This window comes from Aeromonas sp. BIGb0405 (assembly GCF_024807335.1).
GTDB lineage: Bacteria > Pseudomonadota > Gammaproteobacteria > Enterobacterales > Aeromonadaceae > Aeromonas > Aeromonas rivuli.
Window position 1 is genome coordinate 67,114 of the sequence record NZ_JANUEP010000012.1, and the last position, 13,095, is coordinate 80,208.

Annotated in this window: 15 protein-coding genes; 10 read left to right on the forward strand and 5 right to left on the reverse strand. The window is 62.8% G+C overall.

Features of this window, described 5'->3' with window-relative positions; translation table 11 throughout:
* Window positions 1-98: 98 nt before the first annotated feature.
* Together M2366_RS17930 and cyaY are read right to left on the reverse strand one after the other, a co-directional pair.
* The gene (locus M2366_RS17930) at window positions 99-752 is read right to left on the reverse strand and encodes an alpha/beta hydrolase (protein ID WP_259270318.1); all 654 of its coding nucleotides are present in this window, start codon (window positions 750-752) and stop codon (window positions 99-101) included.
* The gene (gene cyaY, locus M2366_RS17935) at window positions 749-1,063 is read right to left on the reverse strand and encodes an iron donor protein CyaY (protein ID WP_042040025.1); all 315 of its coding nucleotides are present in this window, start codon (window positions 1,061-1,063) and stop codon (window positions 749-751) included. Before cyaY ends, M2366_RS17930 begins: the two co-directional genes overlap by 4 nt.
* A 73-nt stretch (window positions 1,064-1,136) precedes the next feature.
* Here cyaY and M2366_RS17940 point away from each other — a divergent pair, with 73 nt between their 5' ends.
* The 7 genes from M2366_RS17940 (at window position 1,137) to M2366_RS17970 (ending at window position 6,858) form a co-directional block, all read left to right on the forward strand.
* Window positions 1,137-1,349, forward strand: coding sequence for an LPS translocon maturation chaperone LptM (locus M2366_RS17940; RefSeq protein WP_042040023.1), 213 nt, complete (start codon window positions 1,137-1,139; stop codon window positions 1,347-1,349).
* Window positions 1,350-1,367: 18 nt separating this feature from the next.
* Complete coding sequence (gene lysA / locus M2366_RS17945; RefSeq protein WP_259237765.1) at window positions 1,368-2,618, forward strand: diaminopimelate decarboxylase; 1,251 nt, start codon at window positions 1,368-1,370, stop codon at window positions 2,616-2,618.
* A gap of 288 nt (window positions 2,619-2,906) precedes the next feature.
* On the forward strand, window positions 2,907-3,737 hold the full coding sequence (dapF, locus tag M2366_RS17950) for a diaminopimelate epimerase (RefSeq protein WP_005892702.1): 831 nt from the start codon (window positions 2,907-2,909) through the stop codon (window positions 3,735-3,737).
* A gap of 212 nt (window positions 3,738-3,949) precedes the next feature.
* Window positions 3,950-4,636 (forward strand): DUF484 family protein, encoded by a 687-nt coding sequence (locus M2366_RS17955; RefSeq protein ID WP_259270319.1) that lies wholly within the window; start codon window positions 3,950-3,952, stop codon window positions 4,634-4,636.
* Entirely contained in the window at window positions 4,620-5,576 is a 957-nt protein-coding gene (xerC, locus tag M2366_RS17960) for a tyrosine recombinase XerC (RefSeq protein WP_259270320.1), read from the forward strand. The genes M2366_RS17955 and xerC overlap by 17 nt, the downstream gene beginning before the upstream one ends.
* 59 nt (window positions 5,577-5,635) lie before the next feature.
* On the forward strand, window positions 5,636-6,355 hold the full coding sequence (locus tag M2366_RS17965; RefSeq protein WP_259270321.1) for an HAD-IA family hydrolase: 720 nt from the start codon (window positions 5,636-5,638) through the stop codon (window positions 6,353-6,355).
* An 89-nt stretch (window positions 6,356-6,444) separates the two neighbouring features.
* Entirely contained in the window at window positions 6,445-6,858 is a 414-nt protein-coding gene (locus M2366_RS17970) for a hypothetical protein (protein ID WP_224431819.1), read from the forward strand.
* Between the two features lie 78 nt (window positions 6,859-6,936).
* Here the strand turns inward: M2366_RS17970 and M2366_RS17975 are convergent, their stop codons facing one another.
* The 3 genes from M2366_RS17975 to M2366_RS17985 form a co-directional block, all read right to left on the reverse strand.
* On the reverse strand, window positions 6,937-7,713 hold the full coding sequence (locus M2366_RS17975; protein WP_042040013.1) for a gamma-glutamyl-gamma-aminobutyrate hydrolase family protein: 777 nt from the start codon (window positions 7,711-7,713) through the stop codon (window positions 6,937-6,939).
* Between the two features lie 363 nt (window positions 7,714-8,076).
* A complete protein-coding gene (gene yidA, locus M2366_RS17980) occupies window positions 8,077-8,883 on the reverse strand; it encodes a sugar-phosphatase (protein ID WP_259270322.1) in 807 nt (268 codons plus the stop codon).
* A gap of 211 nt (window positions 8,884-9,094) precedes the next feature.
* Window positions 9,095-10,762 (reverse strand): DUF342 domain-containing protein, encoded by a 1,668-nt coding sequence (locus tag M2366_RS17985; RefSeq protein WP_404972808.1) that lies wholly within the window; start codon window positions 10,760-10,762, stop codon window positions 9,095-9,097.
* Window positions 10,763-10,973: 211 nt separating this feature from the next.
* On the opposite strand from M2366_RS17985, the gene M2366_RS17990 reads away from it, so the two are divergent.
* Genes M2366_RS17990 through M2366_RS18000 form a run of 3 tightly spaced genes read left to right on the forward strand, consistent with a single transcriptional unit; the run spans window position 10,974 to window position 13,040 of the window.
* A complete protein-coding gene (locus M2366_RS17990; RefSeq protein WP_259270323.1) occupies window positions 10,974-11,945 on the forward strand; it encodes an HlyD family secretion protein in 972 nt (323 codons plus the stop codon).
* Window positions 11,946-11,970: 25 nt separating this feature from the next.
* On the forward strand, window positions 11,971-12,900 hold the full coding sequence (locus M2366_RS17995) for an ABC transporter ATP-binding protein (protein ID WP_310504099.1): 930 nt from the start codon (window positions 11,971-11,973) through the stop codon (window positions 12,898-12,900).
* Window positions 12,897-13,040 (forward strand): hypothetical protein, encoded by a 144-nt coding sequence (locus tag M2366_RS18000; RefSeq protein ID WP_259270325.1) that lies wholly within the window; start codon window positions 12,897-12,899, stop codon window positions 13,038-13,040. The genes M2366_RS17995 and M2366_RS18000 overlap by 4 nt, the downstream gene beginning before the upstream one ends.
* The last annotated feature ends 55 nt before the right edge of the window (window positions 13,041-13,095 follow it).

Below are 13,095 nucleotides of genomic sequence, written 5' to 3' on the forward strand. Positions count from 1 at the left end.
CAAGCCACCCTGGTGATGTGAAGAGGGCCTGCAATGCAGGCCCTCTTCTTGTTACGGGGATTGCCCGGCCCCATGTCATAGGGGGCGGGAGCTGGGTCTCAGGGGGCGAAGCAGGCCAGCAGCCAGGCGCGGATATCCCCTAGCTGAGGGCGGCAGATCTCGTGGCGCATGGGGTACTCGTGCCACTGGGGGGCCAGACCCGCGGCCTCCAGACGCTGCTTGGCATCCCAACCCATGGAGAGGTGAACCACGTCGTCATAGATGCCATGCATGTAGCAGATTGGCAGGCTGCGAGCGCCATCACTGAGTTCTGCCAGCAGGGCATCCGGCGCCGCCAGATAGGTGGACATGCAGAGCAGACCGGCCAAGGGCGCTGGATGGCGCAGGGCGGCGAAGGAGGCGATGACGCCCCCTTGGGAGAAGCCGGCGATAACGACGCGCTCGGGGGCGAAGCCCTCTTGCTCGAGCTGCGCCAGCAGGGTCGCAATCTGGCGGCAGGCCGCGCGCACCTCGGTCTCATCGGCCCTGTCTTCCGGCCGCTCGAAGCCCTTGATGTCGTACCAGCCGCGCATCTTGTGGCCCATGTTGATGGTAATGGGACGTTCGGGGGCATCGGGCAGCAGATGGCGGATGGGCAGTGCGCTGGGCAGGGCCAGCGCCTCCACCAGGGGGGCCAGCCCGGCCCCTGAGTCTCCCAGACCATGCAGCCAGATCACCGCATGACGGGCCCCGTCGGGGTGGATATCTATCATGGGAAGGTCACGTCCTCGCCAGATTGCAGGGTGCAGGCGCGGGTGAGCAGGGCCTTGAGTTCATGGCCGAAGCGGTTGTCTATCCAGGTGTCCCCTTTCAGCTCGAAGTGGAAGCCGTTCTCGCGGGTGGCGACCCAGATCTGGTGCAGGGGTTCTTGCTTGTTGAGGATGACCTTGGTCTTGTTCTCGAACGCCAGGTTCAGTACGCCGCCAGCCCGCTCGCAATCGATATCCGGGTAATTGGCATCGATGGTGTCTTCCACATACTGGAAAAAGGTGTCTACCAGGGCGTGATACTCGTGATCCTTCATCGGTTTATCCTGTTGCTTTTAACAATGTGAGTGCGATTATAGAGGGCCAAAATTTTTTTCGCAGCGAACCATTATGATCATTCAACTCGTCCGGTGCCTGTCTGCCGCTCTTCTGTCGCTCACCCTGGTTGCTTGTGGCCTGAAAGGCCCGCTCTATATGCCGCCGGCCGAACAGCCGGACAGCCAGCAGTCGACTCCGTCTGAAGCCGAACCGGCGAAAGACTCGCAGAGCACTCCCCAGACCCCGGCCGAGGCGACCCCAGAGGCTACGCCGCACTCGTCATAATTTGGAAGGAACCGCCCCTTGGATCACTTTAATTACAACGCCGCCGGCCAGCTCCAGGCCGAACAGATTGATCTGCAACAGCTGGCCGATCAGCATGGCACCCCGCTCTATGTTTACTCCCGCGCGACCCTGGAGCGCCACTGGCATGCCTTCGATCAGGCGGCGGGGGCCATCCCCCACCTGGTCTGCTATGCGGTCAAGGCCAACTCCAACATAGCGCTGCTGAACTTGCTGGCGCGCCTCGGATCCGGCTTCGACATCGTCTCCGGCGGCGAGCTGTCGCGGGTGCTGGCGGCGGGGGGCGATCCGGCCAAGGTGGTCTTCTCCGGCGTCGCCAAGAGCGAAGCAGAGATGCGCCTGGCGCTCGATAAAGAGATCCTCTGCTTCAACCTTGAGTCCGAAGCCGAGCTGGAGCGCCTCAACCGGGTCGCAGCCAGCATGGGCAAGGTGGCGCGGGTGTCGGTGCGGGTTAACCCGGACATCGATGCCGGTACTCACCCCTATATCTCGACCGGTCTCAAGCAGAATAAATTCGGTATCCCCATCGAGCAGGCCCCCGCCATCTATCGCAAGGCGGCGGCCATGAGCAACATCGAGATCAAGGGGGTGGATTGCCATATCGGTTCCCAGCTCACTGAGTTGAACCCCTTCATGGAGGCGGCGGACAAGCTGCTGCGGCTGATCGACGAGTTGGCGCTGGAGGGGATCCACATCCATCACCTGGATGTAGGTGGTGGCCTGGGAGTCAACTATGGCGCCGAGCAGCCGCCACACCCGACCGAGTATGCCGAGGCCCTCAAAGCCAAGCTGGCCGGTCGCGAACTGACCCTGTTGTTCGAGCCGGGCCGCGCCATCGTCGCCAATGCCGGTGTGCTCTTGACCCGGGTTGAATACCTCAAGCCGGGCGAGACCCGCAACTTCGCGCTGATAGACGCCGGCATGAACGATCTGCTGCGTCCCTCTCTGTATGGCGCCTGGATGAACATCATCGAGGTCGACAGCAAGGCCCTGCATGAGCCAGCCCTCTACGATGTGGTGGGCCCGGTGTGCGAAACCGGTGACTTCCTCGGCAAGGAGCGCACCCTGGCGATTGGCGAAGGCTCCCTGCTGGCGGTGCGTTCGGCCGGTGCCTATGGCTTTACCATGTCTTCAAACTACAACACCCGCCCCCGCGCCGCCGAAGTACTGGTCGACGGTGACCAGGCGTTTCTCATCCGGGAACGTGAGCCGCTGGAGTCACTCTGGCAGGGCGAGCATCTGCTGCCTTGACCGGCTTGGAGGAGCGCGAGAGGGTCTCTTTTCTGACTCTCAAGGCTCCTCTGGGCTATTTGAGCGGGTGATGACGGGGACAGGAACGCAGGATGTTGATTGATATCTCCAGGATGCATGGGGCGTTGGATAACGCTCCCATGATGGTGGACGATCTTTTGTTGTGGCCTGAACAGCGCAGGGAAAAAAGATGTTAATTGAATTATCCAGGATGCATGGGGTGTCGGATAACGGCTTCATGGTGGTGGACGACCTGCTGTTGCGGCCTGAACAGCGCAGGGAAAAAAGATGTTAATTGAATTTTCCAAGATGCATGGCTTGGGTAACGACTTCATGGTGGTCGATGGTGTCACCCAGAAGCTGTTCTTCAGCAGTGACGTCATCAAGAAGCTGGCGGATCGCCACTTCGGAATAGGGTTTGATCAGCTGTTGCTGGTCGAACCCCCCTATGATCCCGAGCTCGATTTTCACTACCGTATCTTCAATGCCGACGGCAGCGAGGTGGAGCAGTGCGGCAACGGTGCTCGCTGTTTCGCTCGCTTCGTGCGGCTCAAGGGGCTGATCAACCGGGATCGCATCTCGGTCAGCACGGCCCGTGGCCGCATCATCTTGCAGCTGGAAGGGGAGAATCAGGTCACGGTCAACATGGGGGTTCCCCAGTTCGAGCCGGGCAAGATCCCGTTTCGCGCCCAGAAGGCGGAGCAGACATATCTGTTGCGGGCACAGGATCACACCGTCATGTGCGGCGCCGTCTCCATGGGCAACCCTCATTGCGTGATAGAGGTGCCCTCGGTCGATGCCGCGCCGGTCGAGACCCTGGGCCCCATAGTGGAGCGCCACGAACGTTTCCCCGAGCGGGTCAACGTCGGCTTCATGGAGCTGGTCGATGCCACTCAGATCCGGTTGCGGGTCTTTGAACGGGGAGTAGGGGAGACCCTGGCCTGCGGCACCGGTGCCTGCGCCGCCGCCGTGATCGGCATGAGCCAGGGCAAGCTCAAGGAGCGGGTGACCGTCTCCCTGCCCGGTGGCAAGCTGACCATCGCCTGGAAGGGGCCGGGCCAGCCTGTCTATATGACGGGCCCTGCCGAGCATGTGTTCGATGGGCAAATCGAGCTGTGAGATGCTGGCGGCTTAGGCCGCCTTTTCTCTAATGTGGGGCCGCCCGGCAGGCGGAGGGGGCTGGGGGCGGCCGCCTCAATGCATTGATGTGCAAACGCGACTGTATTTGATGCCCCGATAGCGCTCTAATAGAGGCCTGGCTACCAGTGTTCCCTGTGCAGGCGCCACCCGGACGCGTGTCGCACAGGGTCATCAAGACGGGATTGATCAACATGAGTGAAGTTAAACGGCAGGAGCATGAGGCCGACGAGGCCATGGTGCTGGCGTACCTGAGCCGTTACCCCGAATTTTTCCAGCAGCATGCGGGCATGCTGGATCGCGTGCGCATCCCCCATGAGCGCAAGGGCACCGTCTCGCTGGTGGAGCGTCAGCTCGAGCGCCAGCGGGAGCGTATCGAGGGATTGGAGCTCGAGATCACCGAGCTGATGAGCCTGGCCAGCGCGAACGAACGGATCTTTCGCATCTACGCGGATCTCTATGGCGAACTCTATGGCTGCCAGACCCTGAGCAAGCTGGTGAGCGCCCTGCAAAATGCCTTCGTTGAGCAGCTGCGCCTCTCTGGCGTGCGGCTCTGGCTCAGCCCCAAGCAGTATCAACCGGGGGAGGGGCAACGCTTCCTCGTGCTGAGCAAGGGGATAGAGCAGATCATGGGCCAGCGTCTGCCAGGTCAGGGATTCTACTTTGGGCGCCTCAGCCAGAGCGAACAGCAGCAACTCTTTGGCAGCGACACCCTGGTCGGTTCCGTGGCCTTGATGCGGCTAGGCGAGCTGGGGCTGCTGGCCTTTGCCAGCTCGGATCCCGGCCATTTCTCCCCTCACAGCGATCCCTTGCTGCTCGGTCAGCTTGGGCGCCTGTTGCAACTGCGTCTGCCGGAACTCATCCGTGACAGTCAGCGCTGACGGACTTGCCAGCCTGCCTCCTGCGCTTGCGCAGGATCTGGCTGACTTCATCGAATACTTGCGGGTGGAGCGCCAGCTGAGTGGCCATACCCGCAGCAACTACCTGTCTCACCTCATCGCGATGACCAGCCAGCTGGTGGATCTGGGCCTGAACCATTGGCCCGGGCTGGAGGCGAGTCAGGTACGCAGCCTGATGAGCAGGATGCACAAGGGCGGGCTGGCCCCGCGCTCCCTGGCCACCAAGCTCTCGGCCTTGCGCAGTTTCTGCGACTGGCAGGTGCGTCAGGGGCGCTTGATTGCCAATCCGGCGCGGGGTATCAGCACACCCAAGCAGGGGCGGCCCCTGCCCAAGAACCTGGACGTGGATGAGATGTATCAGCTGCTCAATATCACCGATGAGCAGGATCCGCTGGCGGTGCGGGATAGGGCCATCATGGAGCTGATGTACTCCTCCGGCCTGCGCCTTGCCGAGCTGGTGGGGCTGGACCTGACCGATCTGCGGCTGGACGATCGCCAATTGAGGGTAGTGGGCAAGGGCTCCCGGGAGCGGGTGCTGCCCATAGGGCGCATGGCCCTTGAGTGGCTGCACAAGTGGCTGGCCATGCGGCCCCTGCTTGCCTCGGGGGAGGAGCCTGCCTTGTTCGTCTCCAGACAGCGGCGCCGCATCTCGGCGCGCTCGGTGCAGATGCGTCTCGATGGCTGGGGCAGCAAGCAGGCCCTCGACGCCCACGTTCACCCCCACAAGCTCAGGCACAGCTTCGCGACGCATATGCTGGAGTCTTCCGGCGATCTGCGGGCGGTGCAGGAGCTGCTTGGCCACGCCAATCTATCCACCACTCAGATCTATACCCACCTCGACTTCCAGCATCTGGCCAAGGTCTATGACGGTGCCCACCCCAGGGCCAAGCGGCGTGGCGCCGGGGATGAGGAACAAGAGTAAGCCCGGGTCGTCATGGTAAAAATGGCGGCGGGTGGGCATGCAGAACAACAGGAGTGACAATGCTTTTCTTCCGCCGCTGGCAGCCGGTCAAGGCTATCTCGTTCGATCTCGATGACACCCTCTATGACAATGGCCCCCATATCGCGCGGGCCGATGCCTGGATGCTGGCGCGCCTGCGCAGCGACTATCTGGCGGGCGCCATGATGGATGCCGATCGCTGGCTGGCCTGCAAGCGTCAGGTGCTGCAACAGGACCCTGAGCGTTGTCATGACGTCAGCCTGATGCGCAAGCTCAGCCTGCAACTGGCCTTGCGCCAGGGGGGGATGGAGGCGGGGGCCGCCGAGGGGGTTGCGGCCGAGCTGTTCGAAGGCTTTATGGCCGAGCGTTCCGCCATCACTGTGCCTGCCGCCAGTCATGAGCTGCTGGCAGCCCTGGCACGCCGTTATCCTCTGGTGGCGATCACCAATGGCAATCTGGATCTGGTGCGGGCCGGGTTGGATGGCTACTTCCAGGGGGTCTACAAGGCGGGGGAGGGCCAGCGGATGAAGCCGGCGCCGGACATGTTCGTGCAGGCGGCGACCGAGTTGGGACTGGCCCCCGCCGAGATACTGCACGTGGGGGATCATGAGCGCAGCGACGTGCTGGGTGCTCGCCTGCATGGCTACCGCGCTGCCTGGCTCAATCAGGGAGGGGGGGACTGGCGCCGCCTGTCCCAGCTACCGGATCTGATGCTCAACCGTTTGGACGAACTGGGTCCTTTGCTGCTTGGCCATGAGTGAACCCGCATGATGAAGATGGCCGCGGCTAATGAGCGTGTGTACCTGCGGTGCAGCTCTTATGCTGCAGCGCCTGGAGAACAAGGGAGTGGATGGCGGTGTTGAGTCGTTACGGTTTATTGGCAAGCCTGCTGTGGCTGGGGGGCTGCGATCTGCTGACTGACAGCTACCGGGTCGAGTTCAGCGATGGCTCCTGGCGAGAGATTGCCATCACCTCTTTCTCCGATGAAGCCCATTGGCGTGAGGGGTGTGCGACGGGGGAGATCTTTACCGATCTGGTATTGCCCCTCAAACGCGGCAAGAAGGTGGAGGGCAAGCAGCCGCTGCTCATCGGTGGCGAGCGCTTCGAACTCGATGGTGACAGCCTGTATCGCAGCAATGGCATGGTATTTGGTCACTCGCCGGATCACATACAGCGGGGGCTGAAGGGCATCGATGCCTGCCGTGGCTTGCGGCCGGTGCGCGGTGGCCTGCCCAAACTCAAGGCGCGGGGATTTGGCGATTGAGCATGTCTCGCCTTGGGCTCTGTGCATCACGAGAGAGGGGCCCCATGGCCCCTCTCTCGTGATGTGTATCGCGGCACGCTAGCCATGGGCCGCATGTTGACGGCAGGCCTCGCCGAAGGCGGTGAAGATCTTGACCGAGTGGGGGTTGTCCTTGGCATGCCATTCGGGATGCCACTGCACTGCCAGGGTAAACTGAGGCAGCGCTGGGGCATGGATCGCCTCGACCAGGCCATCTTCGGCATAGGCCAGCGGCGCTAATCCTTTGCCCAGACGCTTGATGGCTTGCCCATGCAGTGAGTTGACCGGTATTTGCGTGGCGCCCATCAGTTCGGCGAACCAGCTGTCTTCGACCAGCTCGACCATGTGGCTCTCCCCATACTGCACCTCGGGCGGAGTCTGGGGATCTTCGCGATGATCCTCAAAACCCGGCTCGCAGTAGACCTTCTGATGGATGTCACCGCCGAGGGCAACGTTGATCTCCTGCATGCCGCGACAGATGCCGAGTATGGGCAGCCCCTTGTCGATGGCGGCGCGTACCAGTGCAATATCAAACAGATCCCGCTCCCTGTCCTGGGCCTTGTCCGGGGTCAGGTTTGGCTCGCCGTAGAGCGCCGGATCTATGTTGGATCCGGCGCCACTCAGATAGACGCCATCGGCCAGGGCCAGATAGCTGTCGAGATCCTCGATGCCGCAGCAGGTGGGCACCAGTAGCGGGGTGCAGCCACCTATCTCGACCAGCGGTTTGATGTATTTGTGGGTCATCACCTGATAGTCATGACCATTGCGTGCCTGGATCCCCATCGTCATCAGAACCAGGGGCTTTCGTGTGGGGGCAGCTTGTGTTTGTGCGGACATAGATCACCTTGGCATTCCTTTGCAGTCCCGCGGGGACGTCTCGCGCCTTGGGCTCGTCCTGACCAATATCAGGGCCTGCCTCAAGGCAAGTCTAGGAGATCCGGGGCGTCATATCGGGCTATGCCGCGGGGCGAGAAGAGAGAGATGACGGCCTGGACCCCGATTTCAGTCTGCCAAGGCCGTTAAATATGTCAAACGAAATGAGCTGATTTTGTTACTGAACAGTGATCAGAAAGAGAGGGGATGGGCAAATTCAGGGCTAACTGATGGTTGGCTATGAGAAATAGGAGTGCTTGGTCGGTGGATATATTAAACGGGTGGCAGTTCATGCCTGCCACCCGTTTTGCTGACAAAGAGGCTGACTCAGGCCAGCACAAACTCTTCGATGACCCGGGCGACCCCGTCCTCATCATTGCGGCTGGTGATGTGCTGGGCCAGGGCCTTGAGTGATTCGGTTGCATTGCCCATGGCGACCCCGAGCCCTGCGTACTCGACCATGTGGCTGTCGTTACCGGCATCTCCCACGGCAATCACCTGGCTGGCGTTGAGGCCAAGGTGCTCCGCCAGGGCGGCAACCCCACTGCCTTTGTGGCTCTGGTTGTTCATGATCTCCAGGAAGTAGGGGGCGCTCTGTACCACGGTATAGTCCTCATAGAGGCTGCCAGGCAGCGCCGCTATGGCCCGGCTGAGCAGGCTGGGCTCATCGATCATCATCACCTTGAGGATGGCCTCGTCAGGGGGCAGGGCGGCGAAATCGACCAGCTTGATGGGCATGCCGGTCAGACGGGATTCATGCTCCGTGTAGTGGCTGAGGCGGGGTGTGATCAACCCTTGGGATACCGAGAAGCCATGGACATTGACACCCTGCTGGTCGGCAAGGCTGGCGATCAGGCTGGCGTCGGCCCCGGTCAGTAGTTGGCTGCGAATGACACTACCACACGCCACCCGTTGCACCATGGCGCCGTTGTAGCTGATCACATAGTCATCCGGGCCCGTCATGCCCAGCTCCTCCAGATAGCGGGTCATGCCCTCCAGGGGGCGGCCCGAGGCCAGTACCACGGTCACGCCGCGGGCGCGGGCGGCCTGGATGGCAGCGTGGGTGCGGGGGGATATCTCCCCTTGTGGGGTCAGCAGCGTGCCATCCATATCTAATGCGATCAGTTTGTACATCGACTTCTACCTGCTCTGTGTGGAGTGCAAGCTGCGAGTGTACCCAAGATCCCGCACGGGATCACGGCGTGGCCTATCTGCGCCCCTCGAAGGGGAGTCACACTATCGGCTCCCGCTTAGTGGCGATTGCGGCGTGGCTGCGTCCTTCGAAGGGGAGTCACACTATCGGCTCCCGCTTGGTGGCGATGCGCGCGGTATATTGCTGCGTGGCTTATCTGCGCCCCTCGAAGGGCTGCAACACTATCTGATCCTGCTTGATGGCGATCCTGATGGGGCCATGGTCGATGTCGACCCGATAGCTGCTGTTGGCCAGCTCCACTTCGACGCCGGCACAGAGGCGCTGGGTCGCGGTGACGTCCATCTCGCTGAGGAGTTGCTGCAGGGCTTGCTGGGCCTCATCGAGCTTGGCGTCCAGCCCCTTGCTCTGGGTCAGGAACTGCAGGCGCAGGGTCTTGATGTTCTCCAGGGTTTGCGGGTTACGGCGATCACTCGGCAATTGCAGCAGCTTGAGCAGCAAGTCCTGCACCTTGAGCAGCTGTTCCCGGCAAGCCTGCTTGCGCTGTCTGAGCTCCTGCTCCTGCTGCTTGTGGGTGAAATACCCGCCGAGGATCTGCAACCGGGTATGGTTGGCGGCGGAGGCCCCTATGCTGGGGGCGAGGATCTGGCGATTGGCAATGCTGATGCCGCCGAGCAGGGTTCCCTTGCGCATGGCGCTGTCGCCGACCAGCAGATCCTGGCCGCTGCGGCTGTGGCAGTGGGTGAGCTGAGTCTGGATATGGATATTGCCGCCCGCTTCGAGCCTGGCGTACTGGGCATAAGCTGCGTGGATCTCCCCCTGAGCCGTGAGTCGGCAGAGCAGTTCGCTCTCCTCCGTCTTGCGACCTATGATGCCATGGCGGACCGTGATGGAGCCGCCTGATTCGATATCGGCGCCCTCGACGAAGCCACCAATCACCACGTCGCCGCTGGCCTTGACGCGCATGCCGGCGAACACATCACCACTGATGACCAGGGCGCCCTCGAAGGTCACGTGACCGCTGCGCGCATCCACCTGTTTGAGGCTGAGTACATCGTCGACCCGCATGCCCTGTTTCTCCAGGCAAGGCAGGCCGGGGCGGCTGGCGACGATCAGATTGGGATCATCGGTGGCTATCTCAGTTCCCTCCCCAGGCAGCATGGCTATCTCCTTGCCCGGTTTGACAGGCAGGTTCTGACCGGTGACGGTCAGGCCGGGGGAGCCCTGGGTCGCCGGGTGGCGGCGCATCAAGGGTTCCCCGGTGCGCACCGTGATCAGGCTGCCGAGATCGCGCAGGTCTACCTTGCCGTGTTCCGTTTCCTGGGGGGTGAGGATGCGATCGGATGGGGTCTCAACCAGGCGCTCGAAGCGGGTATCCAGACCGGGGATGGGAGGGGTGCCGTGGGCGATGGCGGGCTGGATCAGGCTGCCAGGCGCCCCCTCCTTGGCGAGCTTGATGGCCAGCTCTATCAGGGTACCCTGCACGCCGTTATTGACCTCACTCTCGGCCAGGGCCTGCTGCATCTGTTCAAGGGTCAGGGGTCTTCCGCCCCAATCGCAAGTGATCTGGGCCCGGGCCGTCATCTTGTCGCTGTCGATCAACATCATCAGCCGGGCGTCCTGGCGCTTGGCGATGGGGATCGGATTGGGGGGAATGGGGGCATCGGGTCTGCTCTGCAGGGTATTGAGCAGGGTGACCACCTGCTTGATCCCTTCGTGCAGGGGCTGGTAGCGGCGACAGTTGGAGGCGTGCAGCAGGGCGAGCACATCGGCTTCGCGCACTGGTTTTTCTGACCCGGGCAGGATGCGCAGGCAGGCCAACTCCATATCTGCGGACAGCTGTAACCACTCTTTGCTTAACACCCTGGCTCCTGCACAGTCCATCTGACTGATTTATCTATCAATTCCATGAGTTCCCACCCTGTCGATACCCTGATGGGGGTGGGTGATGGCCCAGTATCCTGAACATTCTTCTTATTGGTCAATGAGCTATGTCCAAATGGGTGACGAGGGTTGAAGAAATCCCCGGAGGGAGGGGATATGCTCAGGGCACAGTCGCAAGGGGGAAGGCAAGATGGACTCATGGCACAGAGGCGGGCTCTGTCTGCTGGCATTCACGCTGGTTGGTTGTCAGCCGACGACTGCGCCGGGGGCGCTTGGCACCCTCGAGCGGGACAGGGTCGAACTGACGGCCACCGCGAGCGAGATCATCCGTGCCCTGCCACTGGCAGAGGGCAGTCAGGTGGCGGCCGGGGATCTCTTGGTGCAGCTCGATGATAGCCGCCAGCAGAGTGTGCTGGCCGAGGCCAGATCCGCTGAAGCGGCGGCCCGCGCGGCCCTGGCCAGGCTCACCAATGGTGAGAGACCCGAGGACATAGCCGCAGCCCGTGCCGATCGGGATCAGGCCCAGGCCAACTTGCGCGAGGGGGAGCGCAACTTCACGCGCGTTGCCCAGCTGGTACGTCAGCAGCTGATGAGCCCGGCGGATCTGGACCGGGCCCGCGCCGAACGTGATGGCGCCCTGGCCGCCTGGCAAGGGGCGAAGCAGCGTCTCGCCAAGCTGGTGCACGGAGGGCGTATCGAGGATATCGAAGAGGCCCAGGCCAACCTGGCCGCGACCCGTGCCCGGGTGGCCCTTGCCGCTCAGGGGCTGGCAGATTTGAGCGTGCGGGCTCCCCGTGGCGGTCGGCTCGACAGCCTGCCCTATCAGTTGGGAGAGCGGGTGGCGACCGGCGCCGTACTGGCTCGCCTGCTGGCCGAGGATGGACCCTATGCCAGGGTCTATGTGCCCGAGCCTGACCTGGCCCGCTACGGCCCGGGGCTGGGACTGGCGGTCTATGTCGACGGGGTGGCCGATCCCATGACAGGCAGCCTGCGCTGGATTGCCAAGGATCCCGCCTTCACTCCCTATTACGGACTCAACGAGCTGGACAGGGCGCGGCTGGTCTATCTGGCCAAGATTGATCTGCCGGCCGCAGCCAACCTCTTGCCAAGCGGCATACCCCTGCGAGTGGAGCCGAACCGAGTGGAGCCGAACGATGAGTGAGACGGCTCGCCAGGAGAGTGCCGGCATGGGCGAGCCGGCGATCCTGGCCGAGGGGCTGACGAGGCGTTTCGGTGACATGGTCGCGGTCAAGGAGTTGGCACTCTGCCTGCCCAGGGGGCAGATCCATGGCTTCCTCGGTCCCAACGGTTGTGGCAAGTCCACCACACTGCGCATGTTGACCGGCCTGCTTACCCCTTCTGCGGGGCGGGTGAGGGTGCTGGGGCTGGAGATCCCGAGGCAAGCCGAGGCGCTGCGCCAACGGATCGGTTATATGACGCAGAAGTTCTCCCTCTATGACGAGTTGACGGTGTGGGAGAACCTGGAGTTCATGGGGCGCATCCACGGCATGGCCAAGCCTGCCCTGACGCTGCGCCAGCAAGAGCTGCTCAGCACCTATGAACTCACCCCCCTGGCCCGGCGGCGGGCAGGGGGGCTGAGCGGTGGCCAGAAGCAGCGTCTCGCCCTGGCCGCCGCCGTCATTCACAGGCCGGATCTGCTGTTGCTCGACGAGCCGACTTCGGCGGTGGATCCCCAGAACCGGCGCGATTTTTGGGAGAAGTTATTCGATCTCAGCGAGGCGGGGACCAGTATTCTGGTGACCACCCACTACATGGATGAGGCGGAGCGCTGTCATCATCTGGCCATCATGGAGGCGGGCCAGGTACGGGCGCAGGGTTCACCCCAGGGGTTGATGGATGCCATGGCGACCCGGGTGGTGGAGGTGCAGGCACCGGATTTACGCGCCCTCAAACAGCAGTTGCTCGCCCTGGGCATGGTGCGTTCGGCGGCCCAGCTCGGTCAGCGGCTACGAGTGCTGGTGGACAAGGAGCAGGCCGACCCTGTGGCCTGGTTGCGTCAGGCTTGCCCAGCCCTGATGGGGGCCGAGCTGGTGCAGGTCAGGCCCAGCCTGGAGGATGTGTTCGTCAGCTGCACGGGCCAGGAGGTGAGGGCATGACCCGCTGGCTGCGGCTGTGGGCCATTACCCAGAAGGAGCTGCGTCAGCTCGCCCGGGACAGGCTCACCTTTGGCGCCTGGGCGGTGATGAGCCCCTGTTACCTGAATATCACGGAAGTCACGACGAGGGTGAAGGCATGATCCGCTGGCTACGGCTATGGGCCATTACCCAGAAGGAGCTGCGTCAGCTCGCCCG